Annotated in this window: 21 protein-coding genes; 8 read left to right on the forward strand and 13 right to left on the reverse strand. The window is 70.1% G+C overall.

All coding sequences use genetic code 11. The features are described from left to right. The first annotated feature begins 77 nt into the window (after nucleotides 1-77). Nucleotides 78-1,376 (forward strand): enolase C-terminal domain-like protein, encoded by a 1,299-nt coding sequence (locus CLV30_RS14885; RefSeq protein WP_106538000.1) that lies wholly within the window; start codon nucleotides 78-80, stop codon nucleotides 1,374-1,376. Nucleotides 1,377-1,459: 83 nt separating this feature from the next. Here CLV30_RS14885 and CLV30_RS14890 read toward each other — a convergent pair whose 3' ends face one another. Continuing rightward, nucleotides 1,460-2,209: a phosphatase PAP2 family protein gene (locus CLV30_RS14890; protein WP_165358665.1), complete on the reverse strand. Its 750-nt coding sequence runs from the start codon at nucleotides 2,207-2,209 to the stop codon at nucleotides 1,460-1,462. A 134-nt stretch (nucleotides 2,210-2,343) separates the two neighbouring features. Here CLV30_RS14890 and cysS point away from each other — a divergent pair, with 134 nt between their 5' ends. From cysS to CLV30_RS14905, 3 genes are all read left to right on the forward strand, one after another. Then, nucleotides 2,344-3,786, forward strand: coding sequence for a cysteine--tRNA ligase (gene cysS, locus CLV30_RS14895; protein WP_106538002.1), 1,443 nt, complete (start codon nucleotides 2,344-2,346; stop codon nucleotides 3,784-3,786). Beyond that, nucleotides 3,786-4,796 (forward strand): 23S rRNA (guanosine(2251)-2'-O)-methyltransferase RlmB, encoded by a 1,011-nt coding sequence (rlmB, locus tag CLV30_RS14900; protein WP_106538003.1) that lies wholly within the window; start codon nucleotides 3,786-3,788, stop codon nucleotides 4,794-4,796. The genes cysS and rlmB overlap by 1 nt, the downstream gene beginning before the upstream one ends. A 128-nt stretch (nucleotides 4,797-4,924) precedes the next feature. Next, nucleotides 4,925-6,076, forward strand: coding sequence for an acyl-CoA dehydrogenase family protein (locus tag CLV30_RS14905; RefSeq protein WP_106538004.1), 1,152 nt, complete (start codon nucleotides 4,925-4,927; stop codon nucleotides 6,074-6,076). A 52-nt stretch (nucleotides 6,077-6,128) separates the two neighbouring features. Here the strand turns inward: CLV30_RS14905 and CLV30_RS26495 are convergent, their stop codons facing one another. The 3 genes from CLV30_RS26495 to CLV30_RS14915 form a co-directional block, all read right to left on the reverse strand. After that, complete coding sequence (locus CLV30_RS26495) at nucleotides 6,129-6,299, reverse strand: hypothetical protein (RefSeq protein ID WP_165358664.1); 171 nt, start codon at nucleotides 6,297-6,299, stop codon at nucleotides 6,129-6,131. A 115-nt stretch (nucleotides 6,300-6,414) separates the two neighbouring features. Continuing rightward, nucleotides 6,415-8,037 carry an MFS transporter gene (locus tag CLV30_RS14910; RefSeq protein ID WP_240723321.1) on the reverse strand — a complete coding sequence of 541 codons (1,623 nt, stop codon included), beginning with the start codon at nucleotides 8,035-8,037 and terminating at the stop codon, nucleotides 6,415-6,417. 211 nt (nucleotides 8,038-8,248) lie between these two features. Beyond that, nucleotides 8,249-9,685, reverse strand: a complete 1,437-nt coding sequence (locus tag CLV30_RS14915; protein WP_165358663.1) for a glycoside hydrolase family protein — start codon at nucleotides 9,683-9,685, stop codon at nucleotides 8,249-8,251. 242 nt (nucleotides 9,686-9,927) lie between these two features. Here CLV30_RS14915 and CLV30_RS14920 point away from each other — a divergent pair, with 242 nt between their 5' ends. Then, complete coding sequence (locus CLV30_RS14920; RefSeq protein WP_205740917.1) at nucleotides 9,928-11,088, forward strand: glycoside hydrolase family 183 protein; 1,161 nt, start codon at nucleotides 9,928-9,930, stop codon at nucleotides 11,086-11,088. A 72-nt stretch (nucleotides 11,089-11,160) separates the two neighbouring features. Here CLV30_RS14920 and CLV30_RS14925 read toward each other — a convergent pair whose 3' ends face one another. Together CLV30_RS14925 and CLV30_RS14930 are read right to left on the reverse strand one after the other, a co-directional pair. Further along, nucleotides 11,161-12,429 carry a DUF4032 domain-containing protein gene (locus CLV30_RS14925; RefSeq protein ID WP_106538065.1) on the reverse strand — a complete coding sequence of 423 codons (1,269 nt, stop codon included), beginning with the start codon at nucleotides 12,427-12,429 and terminating at the stop codon, nucleotides 11,161-11,163. A gap of 140 nt (nucleotides 12,430-12,569) precedes the next feature. Then, entirely contained in the window at nucleotides 12,570-13,691 is a 1,122-nt protein-coding gene (locus CLV30_RS14930; protein WP_106538006.1) for an ABC transporter ATP-binding protein, read from the reverse strand. Between the two features lie 335 nt (nucleotides 13,692-14,026). Here CLV30_RS14930 and CLV30_RS14935 point away from each other — a divergent pair, with 335 nt between their 5' ends. The 3 genes from CLV30_RS14935 (at nucleotide 14,027) to CLV30_RS26985 (ending at nucleotide 19,311) form a co-directional block, all read left to right on the forward strand. Further along, entirely contained in the window at nucleotides 14,027-14,464 is a 438-nt protein-coding gene (locus CLV30_RS14935) for a CBS domain-containing protein (RefSeq protein WP_106538007.1), read from the forward strand. A gap of 355 nt (nucleotides 14,465-14,819) precedes the next feature. After that, entirely contained in the window at nucleotides 14,820-16,115 is a 1,296-nt protein-coding gene (locus tag CLV30_RS14940) for an MFS transporter (protein ID WP_205740916.1), read from the forward strand. Nucleotides 16,116-16,377: 262 nt separating this feature from the next. Continuing rightward, nucleotides 16,378-19,311 carry a glycosyl hydrolase family 18 protein gene (locus CLV30_RS26985; protein WP_211300064.1) on the forward strand — a complete coding sequence of 978 codons (2,934 nt, stop codon included), beginning with the start codon at nucleotides 16,378-16,380 and terminating at the stop codon, nucleotides 19,309-19,311. A 274-nt stretch (nucleotides 19,312-19,585) separates the two neighbouring features. On the opposite strand, the gene CLV30_RS14960 is transcribed toward CLV30_RS26985, so the two are convergent. The 7 genes from CLV30_RS14960 to CLV30_RS26500 form a co-directional block, all read right to left on the reverse strand. Then, nucleotides 19,586-19,894, reverse strand: a complete 309-nt coding sequence (locus CLV30_RS14960) for a terminase small subunit (RefSeq protein ID WP_106538008.1) — start codon at nucleotides 19,892-19,894, stop codon at nucleotides 19,586-19,588. 1,337 nt (nucleotides 19,895-21,231) lie between these two features. Beyond that, nucleotides 21,232-21,774, reverse strand: coding sequence for a hypothetical protein (locus CLV30_RS14965; RefSeq protein ID WP_106538009.1), 543 nt, complete (start codon nucleotides 21,772-21,774; stop codon nucleotides 21,232-21,234). Nucleotides 21,775-21,791: 17 nt separating this feature from the next. Further along, on the reverse strand, nucleotides 21,792-22,883 hold the full coding sequence (locus CLV30_RS14970) for a hypothetical protein (RefSeq protein ID WP_106538010.1): 1,092 nt from the start codon (nucleotides 22,881-22,883) through the stop codon (nucleotides 21,792-21,794). Next, nucleotides 22,880-23,254: an excisionase family DNA-binding protein gene (locus CLV30_RS14975; RefSeq protein WP_106538011.1), complete on the reverse strand. Its 375-nt coding sequence runs from the start codon at nucleotides 23,252-23,254 to the stop codon at nucleotides 22,880-22,882. The genes CLV30_RS14970 and CLV30_RS14975 overlap by 4 nt, the downstream gene beginning before the upstream one ends. Further along, a complete protein-coding gene (locus tag CLV30_RS27885; RefSeq protein ID WP_425323597.1) occupies nucleotides 23,238-23,546 on the reverse strand; it encodes a zinc finger domain-containing protein in 309 nt (102 codons plus the stop codon). Before CLV30_RS27885 ends, CLV30_RS14975 begins: the two co-directional genes overlap by 17 nt. Then, nucleotides 23,447-23,671, reverse strand: coding sequence for a hypothetical protein (locus CLV30_RS14980; RefSeq protein WP_106538012.1), 225 nt, complete (start codon nucleotides 23,669-23,671; stop codon nucleotides 23,447-23,449). Before CLV30_RS14980 ends, CLV30_RS27885 begins: the two co-directional genes overlap by 100 nt. After that, complete coding sequence (locus CLV30_RS26500) at nucleotides 23,668-24,447, reverse strand: helix-turn-helix domain-containing protein (RefSeq protein WP_106538013.1); 780 nt, start codon at nucleotides 24,445-24,447, stop codon at nucleotides 23,668-23,670. Before CLV30_RS26500 ends, CLV30_RS14980 begins: the two co-directional genes overlap by 4 nt.

The following is a 24,447-nucleotide window of genomic DNA, read 5'->3' on the forward strand; positions in this document are numbered from 1 at the left end:
CACCATGCTTGCAAGGGTGGTGACGCAGGGAATTCCATGCGGAACGTGATCATTCTCGTGCAACCAGAGAGGTACCCATGAGCACCATCGTGGCGGTCGACACGTTCGACCTCCGGTTCCCGACGTCACGCCTTCTCGACGGGTCGGACGCGATGAACCCCGACCCCGACTACTCGACCGCCTACGTCGTGGTCCGCACGGACGACGACGGCCCCGACGGGCACGGGTTCGTCTTCACGATCGGCCGCGGGAACGACGTGCAGGTCGCCGCGATCGACACGCTGCGTTCATTCCTGCTGGGACACGAGGTCGAACCGCTGCTCGCCGACATGGGTGGCACCTGGCGTCGGCTGGTGCACGACTCGCAGCTGCGCTGGCTGGGTCCGGAGAAAGGCGCCATGCACATGGCAGTGGGCGCCGTGGTGAACGCGTTGTGGGACATGCGCGCCAAACGTGCCGGCCTGCCGCTGTGGCGGGTGCTCGCGGACCTGACGCCCGACGAGATCGTCGACCTGGTGGACTTCCGCTACCTGACCGACGTGCTGGACCGCTCCGAAGCGCTGCAGCTGCTCGAGTCCGCCCGGGACGGCAGACAGGACCGTGCGCAACGGCTGGTCGCGCAGGGCTACCCCGCCTACACGACGACACCGGGCTGGCTGGGGTACGACGACGCCAAGCTGGCACGCCTGTCGGGCGAGGCGGTGGCCGCGGGATTCGGCCAGATCAAGCTCAAAGTGGGCGCCGACCTGGACGACGATCGGCGACGGCTGGCGATCGCCCGGGAGACGTGCGGCCCGGACGTGCGGATCGCCGTCGACGCGAACCAGCGGTGGGACGTCGACGAGGCGGTGCGCTGGATCAAGGAGCTGGCCGCCTACGACCTGGCCTGGGTGGAGGAACCGACCAGCCCGGACGACGTCCTGGGGCACGCGAGCATCGCCGAGCGGATCGCCCCGATCCCGGTGGCGACCGGGGAGCACACCGCCAACCGGGTCATGTTCAAGCAACTCCTCCAGGCCCGCGGCGCGCAGGTGGTGCAGATCGACGCATGCAGGCTCGCCGGCGTCAACGAGAACGTCGCGGTGCTGCTGCTCGCGGCGAAGTTCGGCGTGCCGGTGTGTCCCCATGCCGGTGGCGTGGGCCTGTGCGAGATCGTGCAGCATCTGGCCATGTTCGACTACGTGGCGGTGAGCGGGACGGCCGACGGCCGGATGATCGAGTACGTCGATCACCTGCACGAGCACTTCTCTGATCCGGTGCGCATCGACCGCGGGCGCTACGTCGCGCCGACGAAGCCCGGCTCGGGTGCGCAGATGCTGCAGACCTCGATGCGCGAGCACGCCTATCCGGGCGGCGCCGCATGGGCGGCCGGATAGGCCGGCGTTCAGCTCGACGTGGCGGCTCGGCCGACCGTCGGTCAGCCGGGCCGTCCGGCGTCATGGCGAGCCGGGTCGGGCTCTCAACCGGCCCCGTCCAGCCGTGCCAGCAGGGCGTGCCCGGGCAGCCACCGCGGCCACGGCAGCCGCGGCGCGCGCAGCACGGTCACCGAGACCATGAGCGCCAGCAGTCCGAGCATCCAGCCGCCGGGAATGTCACTGAGCCAGTGGTAGTCGAGCAGGGTCATGAGCGCGCCCGAGACGAACACGATCACCAGTGCCACCGCGAGCCACCGCCGGAACCGGACCGGGTCGGGCCGCAGCCCCTGGGCGCCCAGCAGCACGATGACGATGAGACACCAGGTCAGGGTCGCGTTCGCGGTGTGCCCGGAGGGGAAGGCCTGGCCGACGCCGTGCAGGATGTCCTGCTCGCTGGCCGGCGGTGTCCGGGCGAGATCGAACTTGATCCAGTACCCCACGAAGAACACCGTCGCCAGCCCTGCCCCGATGGCGACCAGCGGCCGGATCCGCCGCTGCCGGTACGAGACCCACGCGCCCACCCCGACGATGATGGGCAGCGTGTAGAGGCGTTGCCCGCCGAGGCTGGCGATGGAGTCGAGGACCAGCTTCACCCATCCGTCCGGGTGGCGCGCGTCGACGTAGACGTGCAGCGGCCAGTCCCAGGCGATGAACGGTCCTCGCGCCACGACCTGCCAGGTCATCAGCGCGAGGAGGGCGGCCGCGATCAGGCCGGTGGCCACCGACGGGAGCCACCACGGCCGGCGCTGCTCGTCCGTCGAGCGATGTGGCTCGAACACGAAAGGCTGCTCCATGGACGTCGGTGTCGGGGCCGCTGGTCGTCTCATTGTCCCCCATCCCGGTTCGTCGCCGGGATCACGCGCCCGCGCTCCGGAGTCCGCGCCGTGATCCGGGTGGTTGCCGGCACGGAAATCGTTACCCTTGTCCGGTGAGTTTTCGCCTGTACGACACCGCCGCCAGTGAGGTTCGCGACTTCGTCCCGGTCGTCCCGGGCAAGGTCGGGATCTACCACTGTGGCCTGACGGTTCAGGGCCCGCCGCACGTGGGACACATCCGCAAGGAGGTCGTGTTCGACGTGCTGCGGCGCTGGCTGGAGCATTCCGGCTACGAGGTCACCATCGTCGCGAACGTCACCGACATCGAGGACAAGATCCTCGCCAAATCCGCGGAAGCCGGCCGCCCGTGGTGGGCGTGGGCCTATGAGAACGAGCGCGCGCTCGACGCCGCCTACGAGGTTCTGGGCTGCCTGCCGGCGACCTACCAGCCGCGCGCCACCGGGCACGTCCCCGAGATGGTCGAACTGATCGACATGCTCATCGAGCGTGGTCACGCCTACGTCGCCGGCGACGGTTCGGGCGACGTGTACTTCGACGTGCGGTCGTGGCCGTCCTACGGCGAGCTGTCCGGGCAGAAGATCGACGAGATGGAACCGGCCGCCGACGCCGACCCGCGCGGCAAGCGCGATCCGCGCGACTTCGCCCTGTGGAAGGGGTTCAAGCCGGAGGAGCCGCGGACCGCGTCCTGGCCGACGACGTACGGCCGCGGCCGGCCGGGCTGGCACCTGGAGTGCTCGGCGATGGCCGCGAAGTATCTGGGCTCGGAGTTCGACATCCACGGCGGCGGCATCGACCTGCGGTTCCCGCACCACGAGAACGAGCTCGCGCAGTCTCGCGCCGCGGGGCAACCGTTCGCGCGGTACTGGATGCACAACGCCCTCGTGACCACGTCCGGCGAGAAGATGAGCAAGTCGCTGGGCAACTCGCTGCTGGTCTCCGAGGTGGTGCGCCGGGTGCGGCCGGTCGAGCTGCGCTACTATCTCGTCGCGCCGCACTACCGCAGTCACGCCGAGTTCTCCGAGGAGGCGCTGGCCGAGGCCGCGGCCGCGTACCGGCGCCTCGAAGGGTTCGTCCTGCGCGCTTCGGAGGCGGTGGCCGACGTCGACCCGGACGTGGACGTTCCCGAGACGTTCCGCCGGGCGATGGACGACGACCTCGCCGTACCACAGGCGATGGCGGTGGTCTTCGAATCGGTCCGCGAGGGCAACCGGATGCTCTCGGCGGGCGAGTCGGCCGGGCTCCGTGAGACGCTGGCCTCGGTGCGGGCGATGCTCGGCGTGTTCGGCATGGATCCGTTGGCCGAGCCGTGGGTCGGGCTGGACTCCGTCGGCAGCTCCGGCGACCGGCTGCGTGGCGTCGTCGACGCGCTGGTGCACGCACTGCTCGAGCAGCGCCAGGCTGCTCGAGAGAACAAGGACTTCGCCACCGCCGACGCGCTACGCGACCGGCTGAAGGCCGCCGGCATCACCGTCGAGGACAGGCACGACGGCGCGCGCTGGGATCTGACCGAGCCTGACGACGTACGGAGAAACTGATGGCGGGCAACTCGCAGCGCCGTGGCGCTATGCGCAAGAGCGGCACGAAGAAGGGCATGGTCGTCGGCTCCGGCGGCCAGCGCCGCCGCGGGCTCAAGGGCAAGGGGCCGACGCCGGCGGCGACGGAACGCACTGGGCACCCGAAGGCACGCCGGTCGGCTGCGCAGCAGCGGCGGGGTGACGAGAGCGGCGGTCGCGCCGGTGCCGGGCGTTCCGGCGGTACGTCCCGGTCCGGCGGCGGCGGTCGCGGCCGCCGCGGCCCCGAGGTCGTGGCGGGCCGGAACTCGGTGGTCGAGGCGCTGCGTGCCGAGGTGCCCGCCACCACGTTGTACGTCGCGGAACGCATCGACGCCGACGACCGGGTACGCGAAGCACTGGACCTCGCCGTCGCGCGCAACGTTCATCTGCTCGAGGTGGCGAGGACCGAGCTCGACCGGGTGACCGGCGGCTCCGTTCACCAGGGTGTGGCGCTCGCGTTGCCGGCCTACACCTACGCACACCCGGACGACCTGATCACCGCCGCTCACGATGCCGGTGAGCCGCCGCTGGTGGTGGCCCTCGACGGAGTCACCGACCCGCGCAACCTCGGCGCCGTCGTGCGATCGGCCGCGGCGTTCGGCGCCCACGGCGTCGTCGTGCCCGAACGGCGCAGCGCGGGCATGACCGCGGGCGCGTGGAAGACGTCGGCCGGAGCGGCCGCGCGCACACCGGTCGCGCAGGCGACCAACCTGGCGCGGGCGCTGCGGGTGTACCGCGACGCCGGGCTGTTCGTGATCGGCCTGGACGGTGCCGGCACGGTCGACCTGCCCGACGTCGAGGCGCTCGACCAGCCGGTGTGCCTGGTGGTCGGCTCCGAGGACACCGGGATGTCGCGCATCGTCTCCGAGACGTGCGACCTGGTGGCACGGATCCCGATGGCCCGCGGCACCGAGTCCCTGAACGCGGGCGTCGCCGCCGGGGTTGCGATGTACGAAATCACCCGGGCGCGGGCGTCCGACGGCTCGCGATAGGCTGAACCACGCCGGTCCGTGTGACACGGGTCACCACCTTTGCGCATGTCACGTGGTCCGGCGCAGCCTGTGACGACCAACGCCGGAGGGCGATCCTCGTCCGGCGCGAGCCGTGGAGGTACGACGACGTGCCTGTGGAACGCGTGGTTCCCACGCCCGAAGCCCGTGACCTGATCGACCTGGTCGGCAAGATCGCCGATCGCGACCTGGCGCCGGCTGCCGCGGCCGCCGAGGAGGCGGCGCGGTATCCGCGCGAGCTGGTCCGGATGCTCGGCCGGACCGGGCTGCTGGGCCTGCCCTACGACGAGGAGTTCGGCGGCGGCGCCCAGCCGTACGACGTCTACCTGCAGGTGCTCGAGGAGCTGGCGGCGCGCTGGGCGACGGTCGCGCTCAGCGTCAGCGTGCACGGTCTGTCGTGCTGGCCGCTGGCCAATTACGGCAGCGCCGAGCAGCGTAAGCGCTGGCTGCCGGACATGATCGGCGGAGAGCAGCTCGGTGCGTACTGCCTGTCCGAACCGCACGCCGGCTCCGATGCCGCGGCGATGTCGACCCGCGCGGTCCGCGACGGCGACAGTTACGTGCTCGACGGCACCAAGGCGTGGATCACCCACGGCGGGATCGCCGACTTCTACAGCGTGTTCGCCCGCACGTCCGACGACGGAGCCCGCGGCATCTCGTGCTTCCTCGTCCCGGCCGACGCGGACGGTCTGACGTTCGGTGCGGCGGAGCACAAGATGGGGCTCACCGCTTCGCCGACGACGATCGTGAACCTCGACGGCGTGCGGGTGGCGGCCGAACGGCGCATCGGTGACGAGGGCGCCGGGTTCGGTATCGCCCTGCACGCGCTGGACGCCGGGCGCGTCGGGGTGGCGGCCGTCGCCACCGGGCTGGCGCAGGCGGCACTGGACGAGGCCGCGGCCTATGCGCGTCAGCGTGAACAGTTCGGCCGGCCCGTCATCGGGCACCAGGGTGTGGGCTTCACGCTCGCCGACATGGCCGCGTCGGTCCAGGCCGCCCGCGCCCTCTACCTGGCCGCTGCCCAGCGCCGCGACCGTGGTCTGGGTTATCGCCAGCAGGCCGCCGTCGCCAAGCTCGTCGCCACCGACAACGCCATGAAGGTGACCACCGACGCCGTCCAGGTGCTCGGCGGTGTCGGCTACACCCGTGATTTCCCGGTCGAGCGCTATTTCCGCGAAGCCAAGGTCATGCAGATCTTCGAGGGCACCAACCAGATCCAGCGTCTCGTGATCGCTCGCGACCTCGAACGCTTCGGGGAATGATCACGTTCCGCATGGAATTCCATGCGGAACGTGATCATTTCCCGGCCACCCCTCAGGTGGTGGCTGTTTTCAGGTGGGGACGGAGACGGTCCAGGGCGTACGGCACGGACAGTGGCGACGGGGTGTTCAGGCCGACGATGGCGGGGTAGTCGAGGACGGTCACGGTGCCGGGCAGCCGGTCGAATCCGGGGATGTCGGCCAGGTCGTCCGCGACGATGTACATCGCATCGCCCACGATGTACTGGGCCAGTGCGAACGTCCGGCTCTCGAGCGCCGGGTGCTCGGCGGCGACGGCGGCGACCTGCTCCTCGACGGAGCTGATGACCCGGCCGGCGCGATCACGCCTGCTCGACGACGGCGACCGGCGTGGGTTCGGAGCCGGTCACGGCGGCCACGGGCTCCGCCGTCTCCGAGGGCTGCGCCGCCTCCGAGGGCTGCGCCGGGGCGTCCTGCTTGCGCAGCAGCATCAGCGTGACCGTGCCCACGACGACCATGACCACGGCGCCGAATCCGGCCACGACGTGCAGGCCGTCGGTGAAGGCGCCACGCGCGGCCGTCAGCAGGGGCCCGGCCAGTTCGGCAGGGAGCTGCTCGGCGGCGGCGACGGCTCCGGCCAGCGTGTCGTGGCTGGCGGCGGCGGCCTCCGGCGGCGTGCCCGCGGGAACCGTCAGGGTGTCCCGGTAGATCACCGATCCGAGGCTGCCCAGGCCGGCGATTCCCATCGCGATGCCGAACTCGCCGCTGGTCTCGGACATGGCGGCCGCCGAACCGGCCTTCTCCGGTGGCGCCGAGCCGACGACGATGTCGGTCACCAGCGCGGCGCCCGGGCCGAGCCCGACCATCGCGATCGCGAGCCCGATCACGGCGGTGACCAGGCCGCCGACCGCGTCGGCCTGGGTGAGCAGGACGAAGCCCACGGCAGTGACGATCATGCCGCCGCCGATGACGGTGCCGGCGCCGATTCGCTGCGCCAGCTGCGGCGCCAGCAGCGTGCCGGTGATCATGCCGAGTGCCGGCGGCACCAACCACAGGCCGGCGCGCAGCGGCGTCAGGCCCTCGACCAGCTGCAGATACTGGCTGACGAACAGGAACATCCCGCCCATGGCGACGGCGCCGAGCATCATGACGCCGAGCGCGGTGCTGAACGTCCGGTTCGCGAACAGGCGCAGGTCGAGCAACGGGCTGCTCAGCCGCAACTGCCGGCGGACGAATACGACGCCGACCGCGGCACCCACGGCGACGCTGGCGGTAGCGCCCATGGACGCTCCGTCCTTGGCCAGGTCCTTGAGCCCGTAGATGATCGGCAGGATCGTCGCCAGCGACAGGCCGACGCTCGCCAGGTCGAGACGTCCGGCGGTGTCGTCACGGTGTTCCGGAAGCAACGTCGGGGCAGTGGTCAGCAGGACGATCATCACCGGGACGCCCAGCAGGAACGCCGAGCCCCACCAGAACCACTGCAACAGAAGTCCGCCGACGACGGGGCCGATGGCCGTGCCGCCCATGAAGCAGCTGATCCACACCGAGATGGCGACTCCGCGCTGCTTGGGGTCGGTGAACATGTTGCTGATCAGGCCGAGTGTCGACGGCATGAGCGTGGCGCCGGCGATGCCGAGCAGTGTCCGGGTCGCGATCAGCATCTCCGCGCTGGTCGAGTAGGCGGCGAGCACCGAGGCGACGCCGAAGGCCGCCGCGCCGATCATGAGCAGCTTGCGCCGGCCGATCCGGTCGCCGAGGGTGCCCATGGTGATGAGGAACCCGGCGATCATGAAGCCGTAGATGTCGGTGATCCAGAGCAGTTGGCTGCTGCTGGGCTGCAGGTCGGCCGCCAGGTGCGGCAGTGCCAGGTAGAGCACGCTCATGTCGAGCGAGAGCAACAGGGTGGGCAGGGCCAGTACGGCCAACCCGATCCATTCGCGGCGCCCGGCCCGGGGTTCGGACTCGGTGGGAATCGTGGTCGTCACGGGATCGTCCTCTCTCGCGTGCGTCGTGTGGTGACTGTGGTGTCACTGGGGACGTCGCAGCGGATCGGCCGATCTCGACGCAGGCGCGTCGGCCGTCGATGTGATTTGGCTCACAGTCGGCGTCGGCGGTGGGTGGTCGGCGGTCGGCGGGAACGTCGAACGGGGTGGGCTGCCCGGAGGCGGCCCACCCCGTTCGATGCGGGGCCAGCGGTTATGCGGTGTTGCGTGCCCTGCGGTTGAGCGCGAACGCCCCGGCCGCGGCGGCGATCAGGGCCAGCCCGAGCCCGGCGACCGGGCCGGAGCCCACGCCGGTGTCCGGCAGGTTCTCGTCGTCGTCGGGTGGGGTCGACTCGGTCGGCGCCGGCGTCTCCGAGGGGGATTCCGTGGGCGTCGCCGAGGGAGTCTCGGTCGGCGTCGGGGTCTCCGTGGGCGTTTCCGTCGGCGTCTCGGTGGGTGTTTCCGTCGGCGTCGCCGTCGGAGTGGCCGTCGGCGTTGCCGTGGGAGTCGACGTCGGCGTCTCCGTGGGTGTCGGCGTCTCCGTGGGTGTCGGGTCCGGAGTGCAGTCCATGGATGCGATCACGTCGATGCCCTTGTGGACCAGGTCCTGCGGCGGGAGTCCTTCCGACGGTCCGCTACTGGCGTGCATGACGTCGACCGGCACCCGCCCGCACTCGGCGTTCGGGTCGTCGACGGCGTGCTTGTCCGGCGTGGAGACGATGCCGGGCCCCTCGACGAACGCGCCGTCGATCTGCACCTGGTTGTACGGGTGCTCGGCGAGGTTGTCGGCGCCGAGGAAGGTCAGCTTCGTGGAGCCCGGCTCGTTGTTGTGCGCGATGATGAACGACTCGAGCTCGTCGGAGTACTGCCAGTCGGCGGAGAACGCGTTCGCCACCGAGAAGCTACGCGAGTTCTCGGGGGTGTACGGCTGCCAGCCGTCGGCGGTGAACACCTCGGTGTTGTCGAACGTCGGGTTCGGCGCGCGCCAGGCGAACTGGCCGGCACCGTTCTCCGGCAGTGCGCCCGCGCCGGTGGTGTCGGTGAAGATCATGTAGAACATGCCGTCGCGGTGGACGACGCTGGGCTGACCCGCACCATAGGTGTTGCCGGTGTCCTGCTGGTGCGACGGCACGATGATCGGGCCGTCGTGGAAGCGCTCCCAGGTGATGCCGTCAGCGCTGCGCGCGACGCCGATGCTCGTCTCGCCGTCGTTCACCGCGGCGCCGTAGTACATGTAGTACGTGCCGTCGACCTTGACGACCGACGGGTCGCACGTGTGCTGGCCGTCGAATCCGCCGCCTCCGGTGCCTTCGAAGACGATCCACGGGTCGCCGCCGTCGGGAGCGGTGAACGGCCCGTTCGGGTTGGTGGACTCCGCGTAGAGGATGTCGTCACCGGGGACGGCGCCTTCGGGGTCCTGGGCGCAGTACCACATGCGGTACAGGCCGCCCTCGTTCAGCACTGCCGGCGCGTACTCGTAGGCGGCGTTACCGCCGGTGAGCGGCGCGGACGGCGGCCGGTAGTTGTCGGTGGCGAGATCTTCCTGAGCTGCTGCCGGCAGCGCCGAAGTCAGCAGGAGCGCGGCGCCGGCAGCCGCGCTTCCCGCCAGCGAGGCTCGCCGGCGGCGAGCTCGTCCTGGATGTTGTTTCAATTGATGATCCCCATGGTTCATGTGCCCGCGCGGAGCACCTTAACACCCGCGTCGGGGCGGTTCCGGACCGTCCCGGTCCAAGTCACCACGTGTGGCGAACGCCGGGTGACGGACTGCGGCAGGGGCGTGGAGGAGCCGGGCGTTCGATGTCCCGTGACGGGCGGTCACTACTGACTGTTGACGTATGTCCCGAACGTGCTGAATAATCCCAGCAATCGATTTCTCCAGCATTGGGGTGTTCCATGCACGTCGATGACGAGAGCAACGACGGCCCGTCTCGTCCGGCCCACGACCGCTCGCAGCTGAACAGATCCACCTTCCTGAAAGGAGCGTTGGGTGCCGTCGCGGGCGGCTCCCTGCTCGGCTCGACAGCCCACGCCACCGGCAGGGGCCGGCCGCCCGAACCGGCCGAGCCCGGTCTGGCGCGGCGACAGCAGCAGGTCACCAAGATCGCCAACCTGACCGGCCCCGGAATCACGACACGGTTCCGGATGGAGGCGACCGACCTCGGCGTGCCCGCACGTACACCGGACGGGCGGCTGCTGTTCGTGTTCGGTGACACGTTCGAGAACGCCCGGGTCGGCGACGGCTGGTGGCGCTCACCCGTCGCCCTGTGGTCGACGACCACCAACCTGAACACCGGGGTGACCTGGTCCGGCGCAGTCGGCGGTGACGCGGCCGAGCAGCTCTGGTACTACGAGCACAACAACCCCGAGTTCTCCACGGTGCTGCCGTCCGACGTCATCACCATCGGCGGGACGATGTACCTGCACGTCATGGTGAACAAGGGACTCGGCAACGTCGTCTGGACCGAGATCTGGCGTTCCGACGACTCCGGGGCGAGCTGGCAGCACACCGGCGCGAAGTTCCCGCCGGACCTGCACGGTGGCATGTTCCAGCTGCTGACCTGGGGCCTGGGCAACGACGGCTACGTGTACGTGTACTCGACCGGGTTCCAGCGCGACAAGCCGATCATCATGCACCGGGTGCCGCAGGACCGGCTCACCGATCTGGGCGCGTACGAGCCGTGGGGCTACCGCGACGGCCACTGGGCGTGGGGCCATCCGCCGACGCCGATCCTGGAAGGCAGGTTCGGCGAGCTGTGCCTGCGCCCGCTGGGCGGAAAGTGGGTGCTGACCTGGTTCAACGAGGGCGACTACCGCATCGACGGCATCGTCATGGACTACCCGACGTCGAACCTGTACAACGCGCACCGCCGCACCCTGATCTGGGGCGCCGCCTGGGGCGAGGAGGACGACTCACACGTGGCGCAGCTCTACGGCGGCTACGTCATCCCCGGGTCGACGCTGGGTGAGCTGCACCTGTCGGTGAGTCAGTGGAACACCGAGCACGACTGGCCCTACCGGGTCATGCAGCACCGCATCCGCGGCTTCTACCCCTGACACCCTTCCCATGATCATCGGCACTTACCCGGCCATGTGGCGGGTAAGTGCCGATGATCATGGGGTGCGGGGCTACTGCAGATCCGTCCACGAGATCCGGAACGGCTGGGTCTCCGCCGGGTCGGCTGCGGTGCCGCCCAGGATGGCGAGCTCGTCGGGCTTGTGCCGGAGGACGGTCTCGGCGTAGTCGCGCGCCGCCTCGGCCAGCCCCACGTCGTGGCCGAGCCGCTCGGAGTCGTACCAGCGGTGCTCGAGCACCTCGTGGTAGATCTCCGGAGCCTCGAGCTTGCCGCGCAGCTCGCGCGGGATGTTGCGGATGACCGGCTCGAAGCAGTCCATGACCCACGCGTTGGCGACGATCTCCTCGTCCTCGCCCTGCTGGTCGGTCACGGCGGCGTAGGTGTCGAGGTCGTTGAGCAGCCGCCTGGCCTGGTTCTCCTGTGCGTCGATGCCGGTCAGCCGGAGCAGCCGGCGGGAGTGGTGCCCGGGGTCGACGACCTTGGGCTGCACCCGGATGGTGCGCCCGCCGATGTCGGTGACGATGTCGAGCTCGTCCACGTCGAAGCCGAGCTCGTTGAGCCGCTCGACGCGGCGGGCGATCCGCCAGCGTTCGGTGACGTCGAAGGCCTCCCACTCGGTGAGCTCGCTCCACAGTGCCTCGTACCTCTTGACGACCTGATTGCTCGTCGCGACGGGGTCGACGCTCTCGTCCAGCTGACCGGCGGCGAGCAGGTCCATCATCTCGCCCGCGATGTTCGTCCGGGCCGTGTCCAGGTCGTGGGCGCGCTGGCCGTTGCTGAGCGCGTCGTGCAGCTCGCCGGTCTCGGCGTCCACCAGGTACGCGGCGAAGGCGCCGGCGTCGCGGCGGAACAACGTGTTGGACAGTGAGCAGTCGCCCCAGAAGAAGCCGCTGAGATGCAGGCGGGCGATGAGCACGACGAGGGCGTCGATGAGCCGGTCGACCGTCTCGCGGCGCATCATCCGCGCGAACAACGCGCGGTACGGCAGCGAGAACTGCAGGTGCCGGGTGACGAGAATCGCGTCCAGTGCGGTGCCGTCGGGCGCCTCGCGTCCGCTGACGACGCCGACGGCCTGCACGGACGGGACGTCGAGACGGGACAGGTCGCGCAGCATCTGGTACTCGCGGTCGGCGTAGGACTGCACGATCTCTTTCAGCGCGTAGACCTGACCGTTCAGCCTGGTGAACCGCACCACGTGCCGCGAGATCCCGCGGGGCAGCGCCACCAGGTACCACTCCGGCCACTGCTCCAGGGACATGTCCCAGGGGAGGTCGAGCAACGCCTGCTGTTCGCGCGGCGCCGCCAGGATCCGTAGCTCCATGCGGCCCATTGTCCCGCGTCACGCCCGCCCGTGACGCGGAACGTGCGCGTGCTGAGACGGTGCCGGCGCGGACGCGCAACGGCGCCCTCCCGGCCCGGTCGGGCGGAAGGGCGCCGTTCTTGCTGGTTCGGCGGTGCGGCTCAGGCCTCGATACGCGCGCCGGTCTTGACGGAGAAGAAGTGCTCGTTGCCGGGCCGCACCCGGAAGTTCACCTTCGCGCCCTTGGCGGGCACGTTGCGCGGCTCGACACGGGCGATGACGGTCTCGCTGCGCATCCGGTCGCTCTGCAGCTCCGACGTCGGCCCGGCCGGCTGGCCGTAGACGAACGCGTCGGCCCCGAGCTCCTCGATGACGTCGACGACGATCGGGATGCCACCCTCGCTCTCGCTCGACACCGGCTCGAGCGCCTCGGGACGGAAGCCCAGGGTCACCGTGTCGGAGCCCTCCTCCTTCACCGCCGCGCTGACGGCCGGCGGGACCGGGACGCTGGACTCGCCGAGCGTGGCGTTGCCGTCGACCAGGTCGAAGGTGGCGATGTTCATGGCCGGCGAGCCGATGAAGCCCGCGACGAAGACGTTCTGCGGCTTGTCGAACAGCCCGAGCGGCGTGTCGACCTGCTGCAGCAGACCGTCCTTGAGCACCGCGACCCGGTCGCCCATCGTCATGGCCTCGATCTGGTCGTGGGTGACGTAGACGGTGGTGATGCCCAGCCGGCGCTGCAGCGAGGCGATCTGGGTACGGGTGGACACACGCAGCTTGGCGTCGAGGTTGGACAGCGGCTCGTCCATGAGGAAGACCTGCGGCTCACGGACGATGGCGCGGCCCATGGCCACACGCTGACGCTGACCACCGGAGAGGGCCTTCGGCTTGCGGTCGAGGTACTCCTCGAGGTCGAGCAGCTTGGCGGCGTCGGCGACGCGGCGGCGGATCTCGTCCTTCGGCGTGCCGGCGATCTTGAGAGCGAAGCCCATGTTGTCGGACACCGACATGTGCGGGTACAGCGCGTAGTTCTGGAAGACCATCGCGATGTCGCGGTCCTTGGGCGGCATGTGCGTGACGTCGCGCTCGCCGATGCGGATGGAGCCCTGGTCGACTTCCTCGAGACCCGCGAGCATCCGCAGGCTCGTGGACTTTCCGCAACCGGAGGGACCGACGAGAACCAGGAACTCCCCGTCCTCGATGGTGAGGTCGAGACTGTCGACCGCCGGATTGTCTTGGCCCGGGTAGATCCGGCTTGCCTTGTCATAGGTGACCGTAGCCATCGGTACTTCCCTCCACCGGCAGGTACGTGCCGGACGATCCGTTGTGAAGTGGACGTGGTGTTCAGTTGTCCCGCAGGTAACCGGTGTGTTGCGGATTCCCGGCAGGTTGCCAGGAGAGTACACCGTCCGGTGACGCGCGTCACGAGCACGTGACGCACCTCACGTGGGCGGCAGCCCGGACCGGCTGGCGGCCGGCCGCCGTCACCACCGGACCCGATGATCGCCGGTTCCGCGGACGGAACCGGACCGATCTGCGCGGATGCCTTTCCTGATCGGCCATGAAGCCGTACGGTTCAATGGCATCAGGTGTACTCCGTGCCGGCAAGGGGGACCCGATGCGCATCGCCGACATCGTCCGGGGCAAGGGCCGCTCCGTGGTCACCGTGTCGCCGGACACGACCGTGCGAAGCCTGCTCAGTACGCTCGCCGAGTACCGCATCGGTGCCGTGGTCGTCTCCGCGGACGGTTCGTCGGTGCACGGCATCGCCTCCGAGCGCGACGTCGTTCGTGCCCTGGGTGAGCGTGGCGCCGCCGTCCTGTCCGAGTCGGTCGAGGTCATCATGACCGCCGACGTGCAGACCTGCGTGCCCGATTCGCACATCGACGAGCTGGCCCGCGCCATGACCGAGGGCCGGTTCCGGCACATGCCGGTCGTCGAGGACGGCAAGCTGACCGGCATCGTCAGCATCGGCGACGTCGTGAAGAGCCGTATCACCGAGCTCGAGGTCGAGCGCGACTCGCTGTCGTCCTACATCCGCACGGCGTCGACCTGACGGTCGTCTCACCTGCCCGTACCGGCGGGCGCCGCCGCACCGGACCGGAGCGCGCGGTCGCGCGCCGTGTTGTCCACCGGCCGGACTCGGCCTGTCGGCCGATCCGTTTCCCGACGTTCGCGGTGCCCCGGTGGTCCGGGCGGGTGGATGTGAGCCGAACGACGAGTGCCGCGTCGGTGGTTCTGCCACGCTGCAGCGGCGGGATCGGCGAGACCGCCTCAGCACCACTCGCGGGTCCCGACGGCGGTCACATGCCCTCGTGACCGACACCCGGGGGGCTCGGCGTCTGTCATCGAGCGTCGGGCTCCTCGGCCTCGGTCCATCCGCACGGCGACGGTGACGGACAATGATGTCGATGCCGACTTCGAACAGAGCCCTGATCGTGTGGGTCGTCGGCGTCGCTTCCTACGTCGTGGCGGTGATGCATCGCACGACGTTCGGCGTGGCCGGTCTCGAGGCGGTGGACCGTCTCGGTGTGTCGGCCAGCGTGCTGGCCACGTTCGTCGTCGTGCAGCTGCTGGTGTACGCGGGACTGCAGGTCCCGGTGGGGTTGTTGCTCGACCGCGTCGGTGCGCGTCGCCTGGTGGTGACGGGTGCCTGTCTGATGGCGGCCGGGCAGGTGGTGCTGGCGCTGGCGGCGTCGGTTCCGCTGGCCGTGGCCGGCCGGGTGCTGGTCGGCGCCGGCGACGCGTTGACCTTCGTGAGCGTGCTCCGGATCGTCGCCGCCTGGTTCGCTCCCGGACGTGTTCCGGTGATGACGCAGCTCACCGGTCTGGTCGGCCAGGTCGGGCAGGTGCTGTCGGCGGTGCCGTTCGTGGCGGTCCTGGACCGGTTCGGCTGGAGCCCGGCGTTCCTGTCGGCGGCCGGAACGGGCGTGTTCGTCGCCGTCGTGGCGTTCGCCGTGCTGCGCAACTCGCCGGAGGGTCAGGCAGTCCCGATGGCGCAGACGTCCATCCGGCATGTCGGGCACGACCTGGTCACCGCCTGGCGGCATCCGGGTACCCGGCTGGGTCTGTGGACGCACTTCTCCACGCAGTTCCCGGCGACGGTGTTCGCGCTGCTGTGGGGGTTCCCGTTCCTGGTGTCCGGGCAGGGGCTGTCCAGGGCGACAGCGGGTGGCCTGCTGACCGTGCTGGTCGTGGTCGGAGTGGTCGCGGGGCCGATGATCGGGGTCATGGTGCAGCGGCACCCGCTGCGCCGGTCCTGGCTGGTCCTGGGCGTGGTCGCGGTGAACGTCGGCGCGTGGACGTCGGTGCTGGTACTGCCGGGACAGGCGCCGTTGTGGCTGCTGGTGGTGCTGGTCACCGCATTGTCGGTCGGCGGCCCGGGGTCGATGATCGGCTTCGACTTCGCCCGCACCTTCAATCCGCCCAACCGTCTCGGTACCGCCACCGGCATCGTCAACGTCGGCGGGTTCCTGGCATCTCTGCTGACGATCCTGGCGGTCGGCCTGGTGATCGACGCCCGCACCGGCGGTTCCAGCGACTACGAGCTCGCCGACTTCCGGGTGGCGCTGTGCGTGCAGTACGTGGTCTGGCTGGTGGGCGTGGTGGGCATCGTGCGTACGCGGCGTCTGGTGCGGCGGCGGATGGCCGAGGGCGGCGTCGTCGTGCCGCGCATGCGTGACGTGATCGCCCGCCGCCGGCGCTGACGTCGCTTCAGCGTGATGGTCGTGGACCCCCTTGGCAGGCGGCGACGCTTCTGCTAACTTTCTTTCCAGTTCGGAATTGTGTCTTTTCTCGGGAATCGAACCGCGCGAGTCTCGTGGTCCTCGCGCATGCAGTCACTCATGAAGTCATGACCTCATCCGACGTCCCCTCCGCCTGCTCGACGCCGGCGAAGGAGGTGGTGACCGGGTACGACGGCGCGTACGACCGCGCCGGGACCGCCGCACGACGACATGAGGAGTCACCGTGAGAACCCGATGGCGCACGACAGTCGCGTACGGGGCCGCGACGGCCCTGCTCACTTCCGGGGTCGCCGCGTTCGCGGCCGCAACCCCACCCACCACGACCGGAGCCGGCTCCGCAGCGGCTGCGGCCCCGTCGACCGCGGTGGCGGCCGCCGACAACGGCTACCGCAACGTCGGCTACTTCACCCAGTGGGGTATCTACGGCCGCGACTTCCTGGTCAAGGACCTGGCGACCAGCGGAGCCGCTGACGACCTGACACACATCAACTACGCCTTCGCGAACATCCACCCGGATTCGCTGACCTGTTTCGAGGCCAACCAGCCGAACGGGCCGAAGGGCTCGCCCGACGAGGGCGACTACGCGGGAGACGCCTGGGCCGACTACGGCAAGGGCTTCTCCGCCGCCGAGTCCGTCGACGGCGTCGCCGACGCGTGGGACCAGCCACTCGCCGGCAACTTCAACCAGATCAAAGAGCTGAAGGCCGAGCACCCGCATCTCAAGGCGATGGTCTCGATCGGTGGCTGGACATGGTCCCGGCACTTCTCCCGGGCAGCGGCGACGCCCGAGTCACGCGAGCGGTTCGTGTCGTCGTGCATCGACATGTTCATCAAGGGGAACCTCCCGGTGATCGACGGGCGCGGCGGCCAGGGCGCCGCCGCCGGCGTGTTCGACGGCATCGACATCGACTGGGAGTGGCCCGGCGCCCCCGCCGACATGCAGCATCCGGGCAATCACCGATCGGACCAGGACAAGCAGAACCTGATCGCGCTGCTCGCCGAGTTCCGCACCCAGCTGGACGCGCTGAGCGAGCAGACCGGCGAGGACTACGAACTCAGTGCGTTCCTCCCGGCGAACCCGGTTCTGATCGAGGCCGGCTGGGACGTGACGCAGCTGTTCGACTATCTCGACTTCGCCAACGTCCAGGGCTACGACCTGCACGGGGCGTGGAACCCGGACGTCGCGGGACACCAGGCGAACCTGCACGACGACCCCGCGAACCCGCTCCCCGAGGCGGAGCAGTTCAGTGTCGCTCAGGCGATGACCTACTACACGGATCGGGGAGTTCCGCCGTCGAAACTGACCATGGGTCTGCCGCTGTACGGACGCGGCTGGACCGGCGTGGAGGACGGCGGCACCGACGGTGCGTGGCAATCGGCCGACGGAGCGGCACCCGGGGAGTTCCCGGAGGAGGCGGGAACCGACCGGTACCGCAACCTGCGCGACGGCATCATCTTCCATGACGAGGACGTGCTCGCGTCGTGGTCGTACGACGGTAACGAGTTCTGGTCGTTCGACGACCCGTGGCTGGTGGACAAGAAGGCCGACTACATCACGGCGAACGGCTTCGGCGGCGCCATGTGGTGGGACCTGGCCGGCGACCACCAGAACGAGCTCGTCGGTCTGATGGGCGAGCGGCTGTCGACGGGCGGCGGAGGCGGCGGCACCGAGACCGGGGGCGATTCCGGTACCGAGACCGGTGGTGATCCGGGGACGTGTTCGGCGCCTGCGTGGGATGCGTCGACGGCGTATGTCGGCGGGGATCGGGTGAGTTATGACGGTCATCTGTGGACGGCGCGGCATTGGACGCGTGGGGACACGCCTGCGCCGAGTGAGTGGGGGCCGTGGCGGGACGACGGCCCGTGCGGCTCGGGCACGGAGACGGGGACCGACACCGGGTCGGACACCGGCACCGAGACCGGCGGCGACTCCGGTACCGAGACCGGTGGTGATCCGGGGACGTGTTCGGCGCCTGCGTGGGATGCGTCGACGGCGTATGTCGGCGGGGATCGGGTGAGTTATGACGGTCATCTGTGGACGGCGCGGCATTGGACGCGTGGGGACACGCCTGCGCCGAGTGAGTGGGGGCCGTGGCGGGACGACGGCCCGTGCGGCTCGGGCACGGAGACGGGTACGGAGACGGGAACCGACACCGGGTCGGACACCGGCACCGAGGCCGGCGGCGACTCGGGGACCGAGACGGGTTCCGACACCGGCACGGAGACGGGTTCAGAGACCGGGACCGAGGACGGCGGCGGTGACGGCGGAGGCGACGGCGACCAGTGGCTCACCGGGTACTGGCACAACTTCGACAACGGCTCGACCGTCCTCGAGGTGTCCGAGGTGCCGGCCGCTTACAACCTGCTCGCCATCGCGTTCGCCGAGAGTGTCGCGGGTGAGCCCGGCAGTATCACGTTCAATCTGGACAGCGCCGGTCTGGGCGGGTACACCGTCGACGAGTTCAAAGCCGACGTCGCCGACCGGCAAGCTGCCGGCGGGAAGGTGGTGATCTCCGTCGGTGGCCAGAACGGGCACGTTGACGTCACGAACGCCGCCGAGGCGACCAACTTCGCCCAGAGCACCTACGCGCTGATGCAGGAGTACGGGTTCGACGGGGTCGACATCGACCTCGAGCACGGCATCAACGCGACGTACATGGAGCAGGCGCTGCGTCAGCTCCGTGACCTGGCCGGACCCGGCTTGATCATCACGATGGCGCCGCAGACCATCGACTTCCAGGCGCCTTCGTACGACTACTACCAGCTGGCCCTGGGCATCCAGGACATCCTGACGATCGTCAACATGCAGTACTACAACTCCGGCACCATGATGGGCTGCGACGATCAGGTGTATGCGCAGGGGACGATCGACTTCCTCACCGCGCAGGCCTGTATCCAGCTCGAGGCGGGTCTCGACCCGGATCAGGTCGGTCTGGGGTTGCCGGCGGTCCCGTCCGCGGCCGGTGGCGGTTACCAGCCCGCGGCGAACGTGACCGCGGCTCTGGACTGTCTGGCCACGGCCACCCGGTGCGCCGGGTTCGTGCCGTCCGAGCCGTGGGGGCCGATCGGCGGTGCGATGACGTGGTCGGTCAACTGGGACGCGACCAACGGGTACGAGTTCGCCGACACCGTCGGTTCGTACCTCGGCACCGGCTGACGAAGAGGTGATGGTGGTGCGTTTACCGGTGCCATAGCGCTGGTCAACGCACCACCATCGTTCGCTGACGAGAGCCCGAAGTCGGATTCGAACCGACGACCTATCGCTTACAAGACGCATCCGGGCACCAGGTCGACGGACCGATAACGGCTCTGACCTGCACAGACAATCTCACCGGATGACTCGGAATCACGGCGTTTCGCTTCAAAGTGTGGGCAAAATGTGGGCAACGGCGGTCCGATCGGTACGGCCCGTGTCCTTCCCGTCCCGGTCCTTACGTGGTTGCTGGGGTGTCGGGGGAGTCCACGGCCGCGGCTCGGTCCGCCCGAGATGCACGCCGGTCGCGTAGCTCGTCGACGCGGTCGACACGGTCACCCCCTGCCTGCGGCTCGGCCTGACCGCCGCGCGCCTTCGGTGTCATCCCGAGCTGCGTCAACACCGCGAGCATCTGCGGGCCGAGCTTGTCGACCCGCGACGGGTCGTCGTCGATCTGCCGCGCGTACACCCGAGCGAGCGCGACCGCCGCGCCGTCGACCGGCTTACGGTGCGCCGCCTTCGATGCCTTCGTGAACGCGCTGGTCATCGCCGTGGACCGGCGCCCCGTGCCCCGTGAGTGCGCTTGAGTGCGGTTCTGGCGCGCTGCCTTGCTTGCAGCCGATCGACACGACCCCGTGCAGTATTTCGCGTGAGACTTGCCCGTGAAGCCGGTGCCGCACTGCTGGCATGTCAGCTCCGCCATAGCCGCTCCCGTCCACACCGAAACGCATCCTGACCTGCGGCGATGCGGGGAGAGAGAACGAAGAGACGGCGATCTCCCAGGCCCCCCACGCCCCATGAAAAACCGCAGGTCACGAGCTTAGCACCGTGTCTGTCCAGCCGGCGGCGGATCGGACCGCGTCGGGTCGCCCGCCTCGAGGTTGCACCGACGGTGCGCGGCGACCAGGTGCCGCGGGTCGTCGCCCGACAGCGCCCGCCCGACGACGTGATGCACCTCCGCCGACAGCGGGTCGGGTGTCCGCAACGCTCGGATCCCCGAGCGGCAGCGCGGCCAGGCCGCCGACCCGACCCGTCCCGGACCTACCCGACCCGTCCCGACCCGTCCCGGGAAAGTTGACTTCCGTACCCTCAGCCAGGTCGCCAGGTCGGGCCCGGCCCGTCCCTACCCTGGTGTCCACCCATCGCCGGACCCTCGTTGAGGGCGCGACTGTGACCGCCCGGTGGTCGGTGAGTCCGGGCGGTTGGTGTCGTGCTGTGGCGCCTCGGGTCGCACACCACGCTGAGGAGCGATGTCCGGCGTGGGTCGCACATCGCGGCGTGCGGTGTCCGGCTGGCTGCCGGATCGCACAGCGGCGGGTGCGGTGTCCGCGGCGGATCGCTGGACAGGCGCGGGTGCGGTGTCGTTGGCGAGTAGGGTGTGCCCTGTTGAGAACTCCTCTCAGTAGTGTGGTGGGTCCGGGATCGGCTACAGCGGGTGCGCAGGGACTATTGGTGCTGGGTCGTTCCTGCTCGGTTCGCTGATGCGGGGCGCATGGTGAGCGCCGACCGTCCCGACCCGTCCCGTCCCGGCAGATCCGGATTCCTCAGGCAGGCGATCCGCTGAAATCTGCAGATCCGGGCGGATGGTTGCCGCGTTGACCGCGCGGCTGGCGTGTTCGTGTCCGGTTCGGTGTGTGTGCTGTGGTGCTGTGCGCTGGTCGCCCGTCCCGGGATCCGGTCGCCGGCGGCTGGGTGCCGTCGGGTCGGCTCTGCTTTCTTGACCGGGGGGCGGGGTCAGCGTGCCGGCGCGGCGGCTCGCGCGTTCCGAGATCCGGTCGCCGGCGGCTGGGTGCCGTCGGGTCGGCTCGATCGGGTGCGGGGGCGCGCCGGCCGGGCGAGCACGGTTGTGGTCTCCAATCGCGCGGGGACGTGGGGGCTGTTGGTTCAGCGAGTGCGCCGGCGCCGGTGTGGCCGGTGGGCGTGGCGTAGCTGCTCGCTGAGCCGGTCTGGGTCGATGCATCCGGCGGCGCGGGCGAGGTTCAACGCGAGGGCACTGCGCAGCTCGTAGAGCCCGGCCGCGAGGTTGTGCAGGTGCGCGGGCGCGGCGTGTGGGCCGTACCGTTCGATGCCGGCCCGGACGAGGTCGCAGGCGTCGCGTACGTCGCGACTGTTGCCGGTGATCGCGGTGGTGACGAGCGGGTTACCGAGATCGCGGGCGAGCTCGTCGACGTGCCGGCCGGCGTCGGCGATCACCGACGCTGGGATCGTTCGGCGGCTGGTATCGGTTCGTGCCGCCGGCGGTCCCGAAGGTGCGCGCCGGGTGGAATGCCCGAGCCCGGATCGGTAGTGGTTGCGCTCGACATCGTCGAGCATCCTCCGGTTGATGGCGCTGGGATCGGCGGTCGGGCGTACCGACCGGGTGCGGGAGACGTTGCCGTACTCGGCGGCTGGCAGGCTCGGGTACACGAGCCAGTTCCGGGTCGTCATGACCCTGGGCTGTCCGTTCATGCTCCGATTCCCGTGACGGTCTGTACGCCGGCGGTTGCGCGGACGGCGAGGTAGAACGGGCGTAGCGCGGAGATCTGCTCGCCGATGGTGGCGGGCTTGGGGGCGGGCATGAACTCGGGTTGGCCGGCGAACAGGTGCAGCGCGGCGGGTCCGACCATGATCGCGGTGCCGGCGGTTGCGCCGATCGAGATCGCTGGCTCGGGGTGCGGGAGGTCGGGGAGCCAGCTGGTGCCGATGGCGCGGCGCACGGCTGGCCAGTCGACGGGGTTGATGACCAGCACGCCGGGGTTGGTGCCGGTCGTCACGGCACTGTTGAGGGCGGCGCCGGCGGCGCTTTCGGCGTCGTCGAGCGCGGCGGGCAGGTCGGTGCCGGCGGTGCGGGTGCCGCCGGCGGCTGAGATCAGCTGGGTGCCGATGTAGCTCTCTGCGGCCCGGTCGGCGATGTCGAGTAGCGCTTGGTCGAGCATCGCGTTGCCGGCGTCGTCGGTCCAGTCGCGCACCTGCCGGGCGAGTTCGACGAAGCACGCTGCGAGCTGTCGGGCCCGGTCGGCGCCGACGTTGGCGATGGTGATCGGGTCGCCGGTGGGGGCGGGGGTGCCTTCGGTGACGATCTGGCCGTCGATGTCGCCGGCCACGACTCCGGGGGTGACTGGTGCGGTGCCGCCGGCGGTGAAGTCGCGGGGTAGCGCGTGGGTACGGATCAGCGGGAGCCCGTCGCCGATGCCGGTTGTGCCGGTGCCGGTGTCGAGGGGTCGGGGCAGCAGTCCGGGCGTGTCTGTGGTGAGGCTGGCCGCGCGGATCTCGTCGGCCACGCGTCGGGCGCTGAACCGTTCGTAGGCGGCTTGGCGTTTGCGTCCGCTGGGGTCGAGATCGTCGAACGGCGGTTGCTCTTCGGACATGCGCAGCGTGTCGACGGCTTGCGATCCACCGATCATCGGTGCGAGCGCGGCCACGTCGCGCAGGTCGGTCACGGTCTCGGCGACCGTGCGGGATCGGCTGGCCCGCACCGGCTCGTCGAGGTCGGGTTCGGTGACCGACATGACCAGGGATCGCAGATGTTGCACGATCTGCGGCTGCTCGATGATCACTTCTGGATCTCCTTTTCCACGTCGGGCACGTACAGCCACCAGGTCCGGCCGATTCGTTCGGCTCGTATCCGGCCGGACGCTGCCCACCTGCGCAGCGTCCGGCCGGGTACGCCCGTTCGACCTGCCATCTCGGCAACGCTCGCCCACTGCTGGCCGTGGCGTCCAGAAAGTGGCCAACGTTGGCCACTGCCGGCGTCGGAGACGGCCGCGAGCACGGTGCGCGCCGGGGTCGGGTCGTACCGTGCGCCGTTGCGTGTCCGGGCGGCCTGTAGCGCGTTGATCCCGACGCGGAGCGTCGAAGCCAGCTCGACACCCTCGGCCGGCTCGAGGCCGGCCACGAACGCGGTCAGCGCGTCACTGTCGACGGCCATCGGGTGACGAGCCGGACTGGTCCGCGTCGTTGGCGTGGTCGATGCGTTCCGGGTGCGGCATCCATGATCGGAACGGTGCCCAGTCACACGGGCTGCCCACGGGCGCGTGACACCGCGGACACACCACGTCTCGGACGTTGTCGGGGATCGGGGACAGCATCGGCACTCCTCCGTTGGTCGGGTCTGGACCGGTCATGTGGTCGACGTTCTGTGCTCGTGCGGGTCGGGTCGTGCGGTCGTGATCTCGGGCCCGTCGCCGGCCAGGCGCCGGCGCTGTAGGTGCGGGCGGCATACGTGGCAGGCGATGGGCCGGCCGGCGTGGTCCTCGCCGGCCCACCCGTTCACGCACACGTGCTCGACGGGCTCGTCGACGAGGTCACCGTCACGATCCCGGACCAGACCGTCGCGCCGGCTCATGCGGCATCGCCGGCTTGTTGTGCGTCGTGCTCGTGGCAGCACGACCCATCGGCGGCGACCACCTTGCCGTTGCTGCACGTCTTGTTGCCGGTGGCCTTCGATGGTTCGCGAGCGGCCGGCGGGTCACGGCGGGAACGATCCTTCAACCACGCGATGACGGCGCCGCCACCACGTGCCGACGTCCAGTCGGCCTCGCCGGCAGCTCGGCGGAGCGCGTCAGGCGTCCATGACGGCCCCAGGTCGGCACACACATCTTCGAGCGTCGATCTAGTGACCTTGCCCGCGAGGCGATCGGGCAACGCGGCGAGCACGACGTCGGCCTCACGCGCGCCCGCGCGTGCATGCATGTGTTCATGTTCTGACTTGAGGGGCACCGTGCCCCTAGGTCCGGTGTTCTCTGCCCCTAGGTCTGGGGGCACCGTGCCCCCAGGTCCGGTGTTCTCTGCCCCTAGGCCTAGGGGCACCGTGCCCCCAGGTGTCGCGAGCTCGTACGCCGTGCGGGCGGCCTTCTTGCGGGCATCGTCGACCGTGGGCCGGCGACGGTTGACCCATCCTCCGACTTCGAGTCGGTTCAGGTGCCGGCGCACCGTCGAGCGGTCCAGGCCAGTGGCCGCGGCGATGTCAGTCAGGGACGGCGCGCGACCAGCCGGCGTCACACCGTCTGGTGATGTGTACGTGGCCACGGTTAGCGCCACAAGCCGGGCCGACGCTGGCAGCGTCGATCCTCGGATGCCCCGTTCCCAGTCGAAGCGCGCGTGGCCGGTGCGGGCGCCCAA

Source organism: Haloactinopolyspora alba, from assembly GCF_003014555.1.
Lineage (GTDB): Bacteria > Actinomycetota > Actinomycetes > Jiangellales > Jiangellaceae > Haloactinopolyspora > Haloactinopolyspora alba.

Coding starts and splice junctions, on each gene's coding strand:
- CLV30_RS14885 (WP_106538000.1), top strand. CDS start 78: ATGAGCACCATCGTGGCGGTCGACACGTTCGACCTCCGGTTCCCGACG.
- CLV30_RS14890 (WP_165358665.1), bottom strand. CDS start 2,209: ATGGAGCAGCCTTTCGTGTTCGAGCCACATCGCTCGACGGACGAGCAG.
- rlmB (WP_106538003.1), top strand. CDS start 3,786: ATGGCGGGCAACTCGCAGCGCCGTGGCGCTATGCGCAAGAGCGGCACG.
- CLV30_RS26495 (WP_165358664.1), bottom strand. CDS start 6,299: ATGTACATCGTCGCGGACGACCTGGCCGACATCCCCGGATTCGACCGG.
- CLV30_RS14920 (WP_205740917.1), top strand. CDS start 9,928: ATGCACGTCGATGACGAGAGCAACGACGGCCCGTCTCGTCCGGCCCAC.
- CLV30_RS14925 (WP_106538065.1), bottom strand. CDS start 12,429: ATGGAGCTACGGATCCTGGCGGCGCCGCGCGAACAGCAGGCGTTGCTC.
- CLV30_RS14930 (WP_106538006.1), bottom strand. CDS start 13,691: ATGGCTACGGTCACCTATGACAAGGCAAGCCGGATCTACCCGGGCCAA.
- CLV30_RS14935 (WP_106538007.1), top strand. CDS start 14,027: ATGCGCATCGCCGACATCGTCCGGGGCAAGGGCCGCTCCGTGGTCACC.
- CLV30_RS14940 (WP_205740916.1), top strand. CDS start 14,820: ATGCCGACTTCGAACAGAGCCCTGATCGTGTGGGTCGTCGGCGTCGCT.
- CLV30_RS14960 (WP_106538008.1), bottom strand. CDS start 19,894: ATGACCAGCGCGTTCACGAAGGCATCGAAGGCGGCGCACCGTAAGCCG.
- CLV30_RS14965 (WP_106538009.1), bottom strand. CDS start 21,774: ATGACGACCCGGAACTGGCTCGTGTACCCGAGCCTGCCAGCCGCCGAG.
- CLV30_RS14975 (WP_106538011.1), bottom strand. CDS start 23,254: ATGGCCGTCGACAGTGACGCGCTGACCGCGTTCGTGGCCGGCCTCGAG.
- CLV30_RS27885 (WP_425323597.1), bottom strand. CDS start 23,546: ATGCCGCCCGCACCTACAGCGCCGGCGCCTGGCCGGCGACGGGCCCGA.
- CLV30_RS14980 (WP_106538012.1), bottom strand. CDS start 23,671: ATGAGCCGGCGCGACGGTCTGGTCCGGGATCGTGACGGTGACCTCGTC.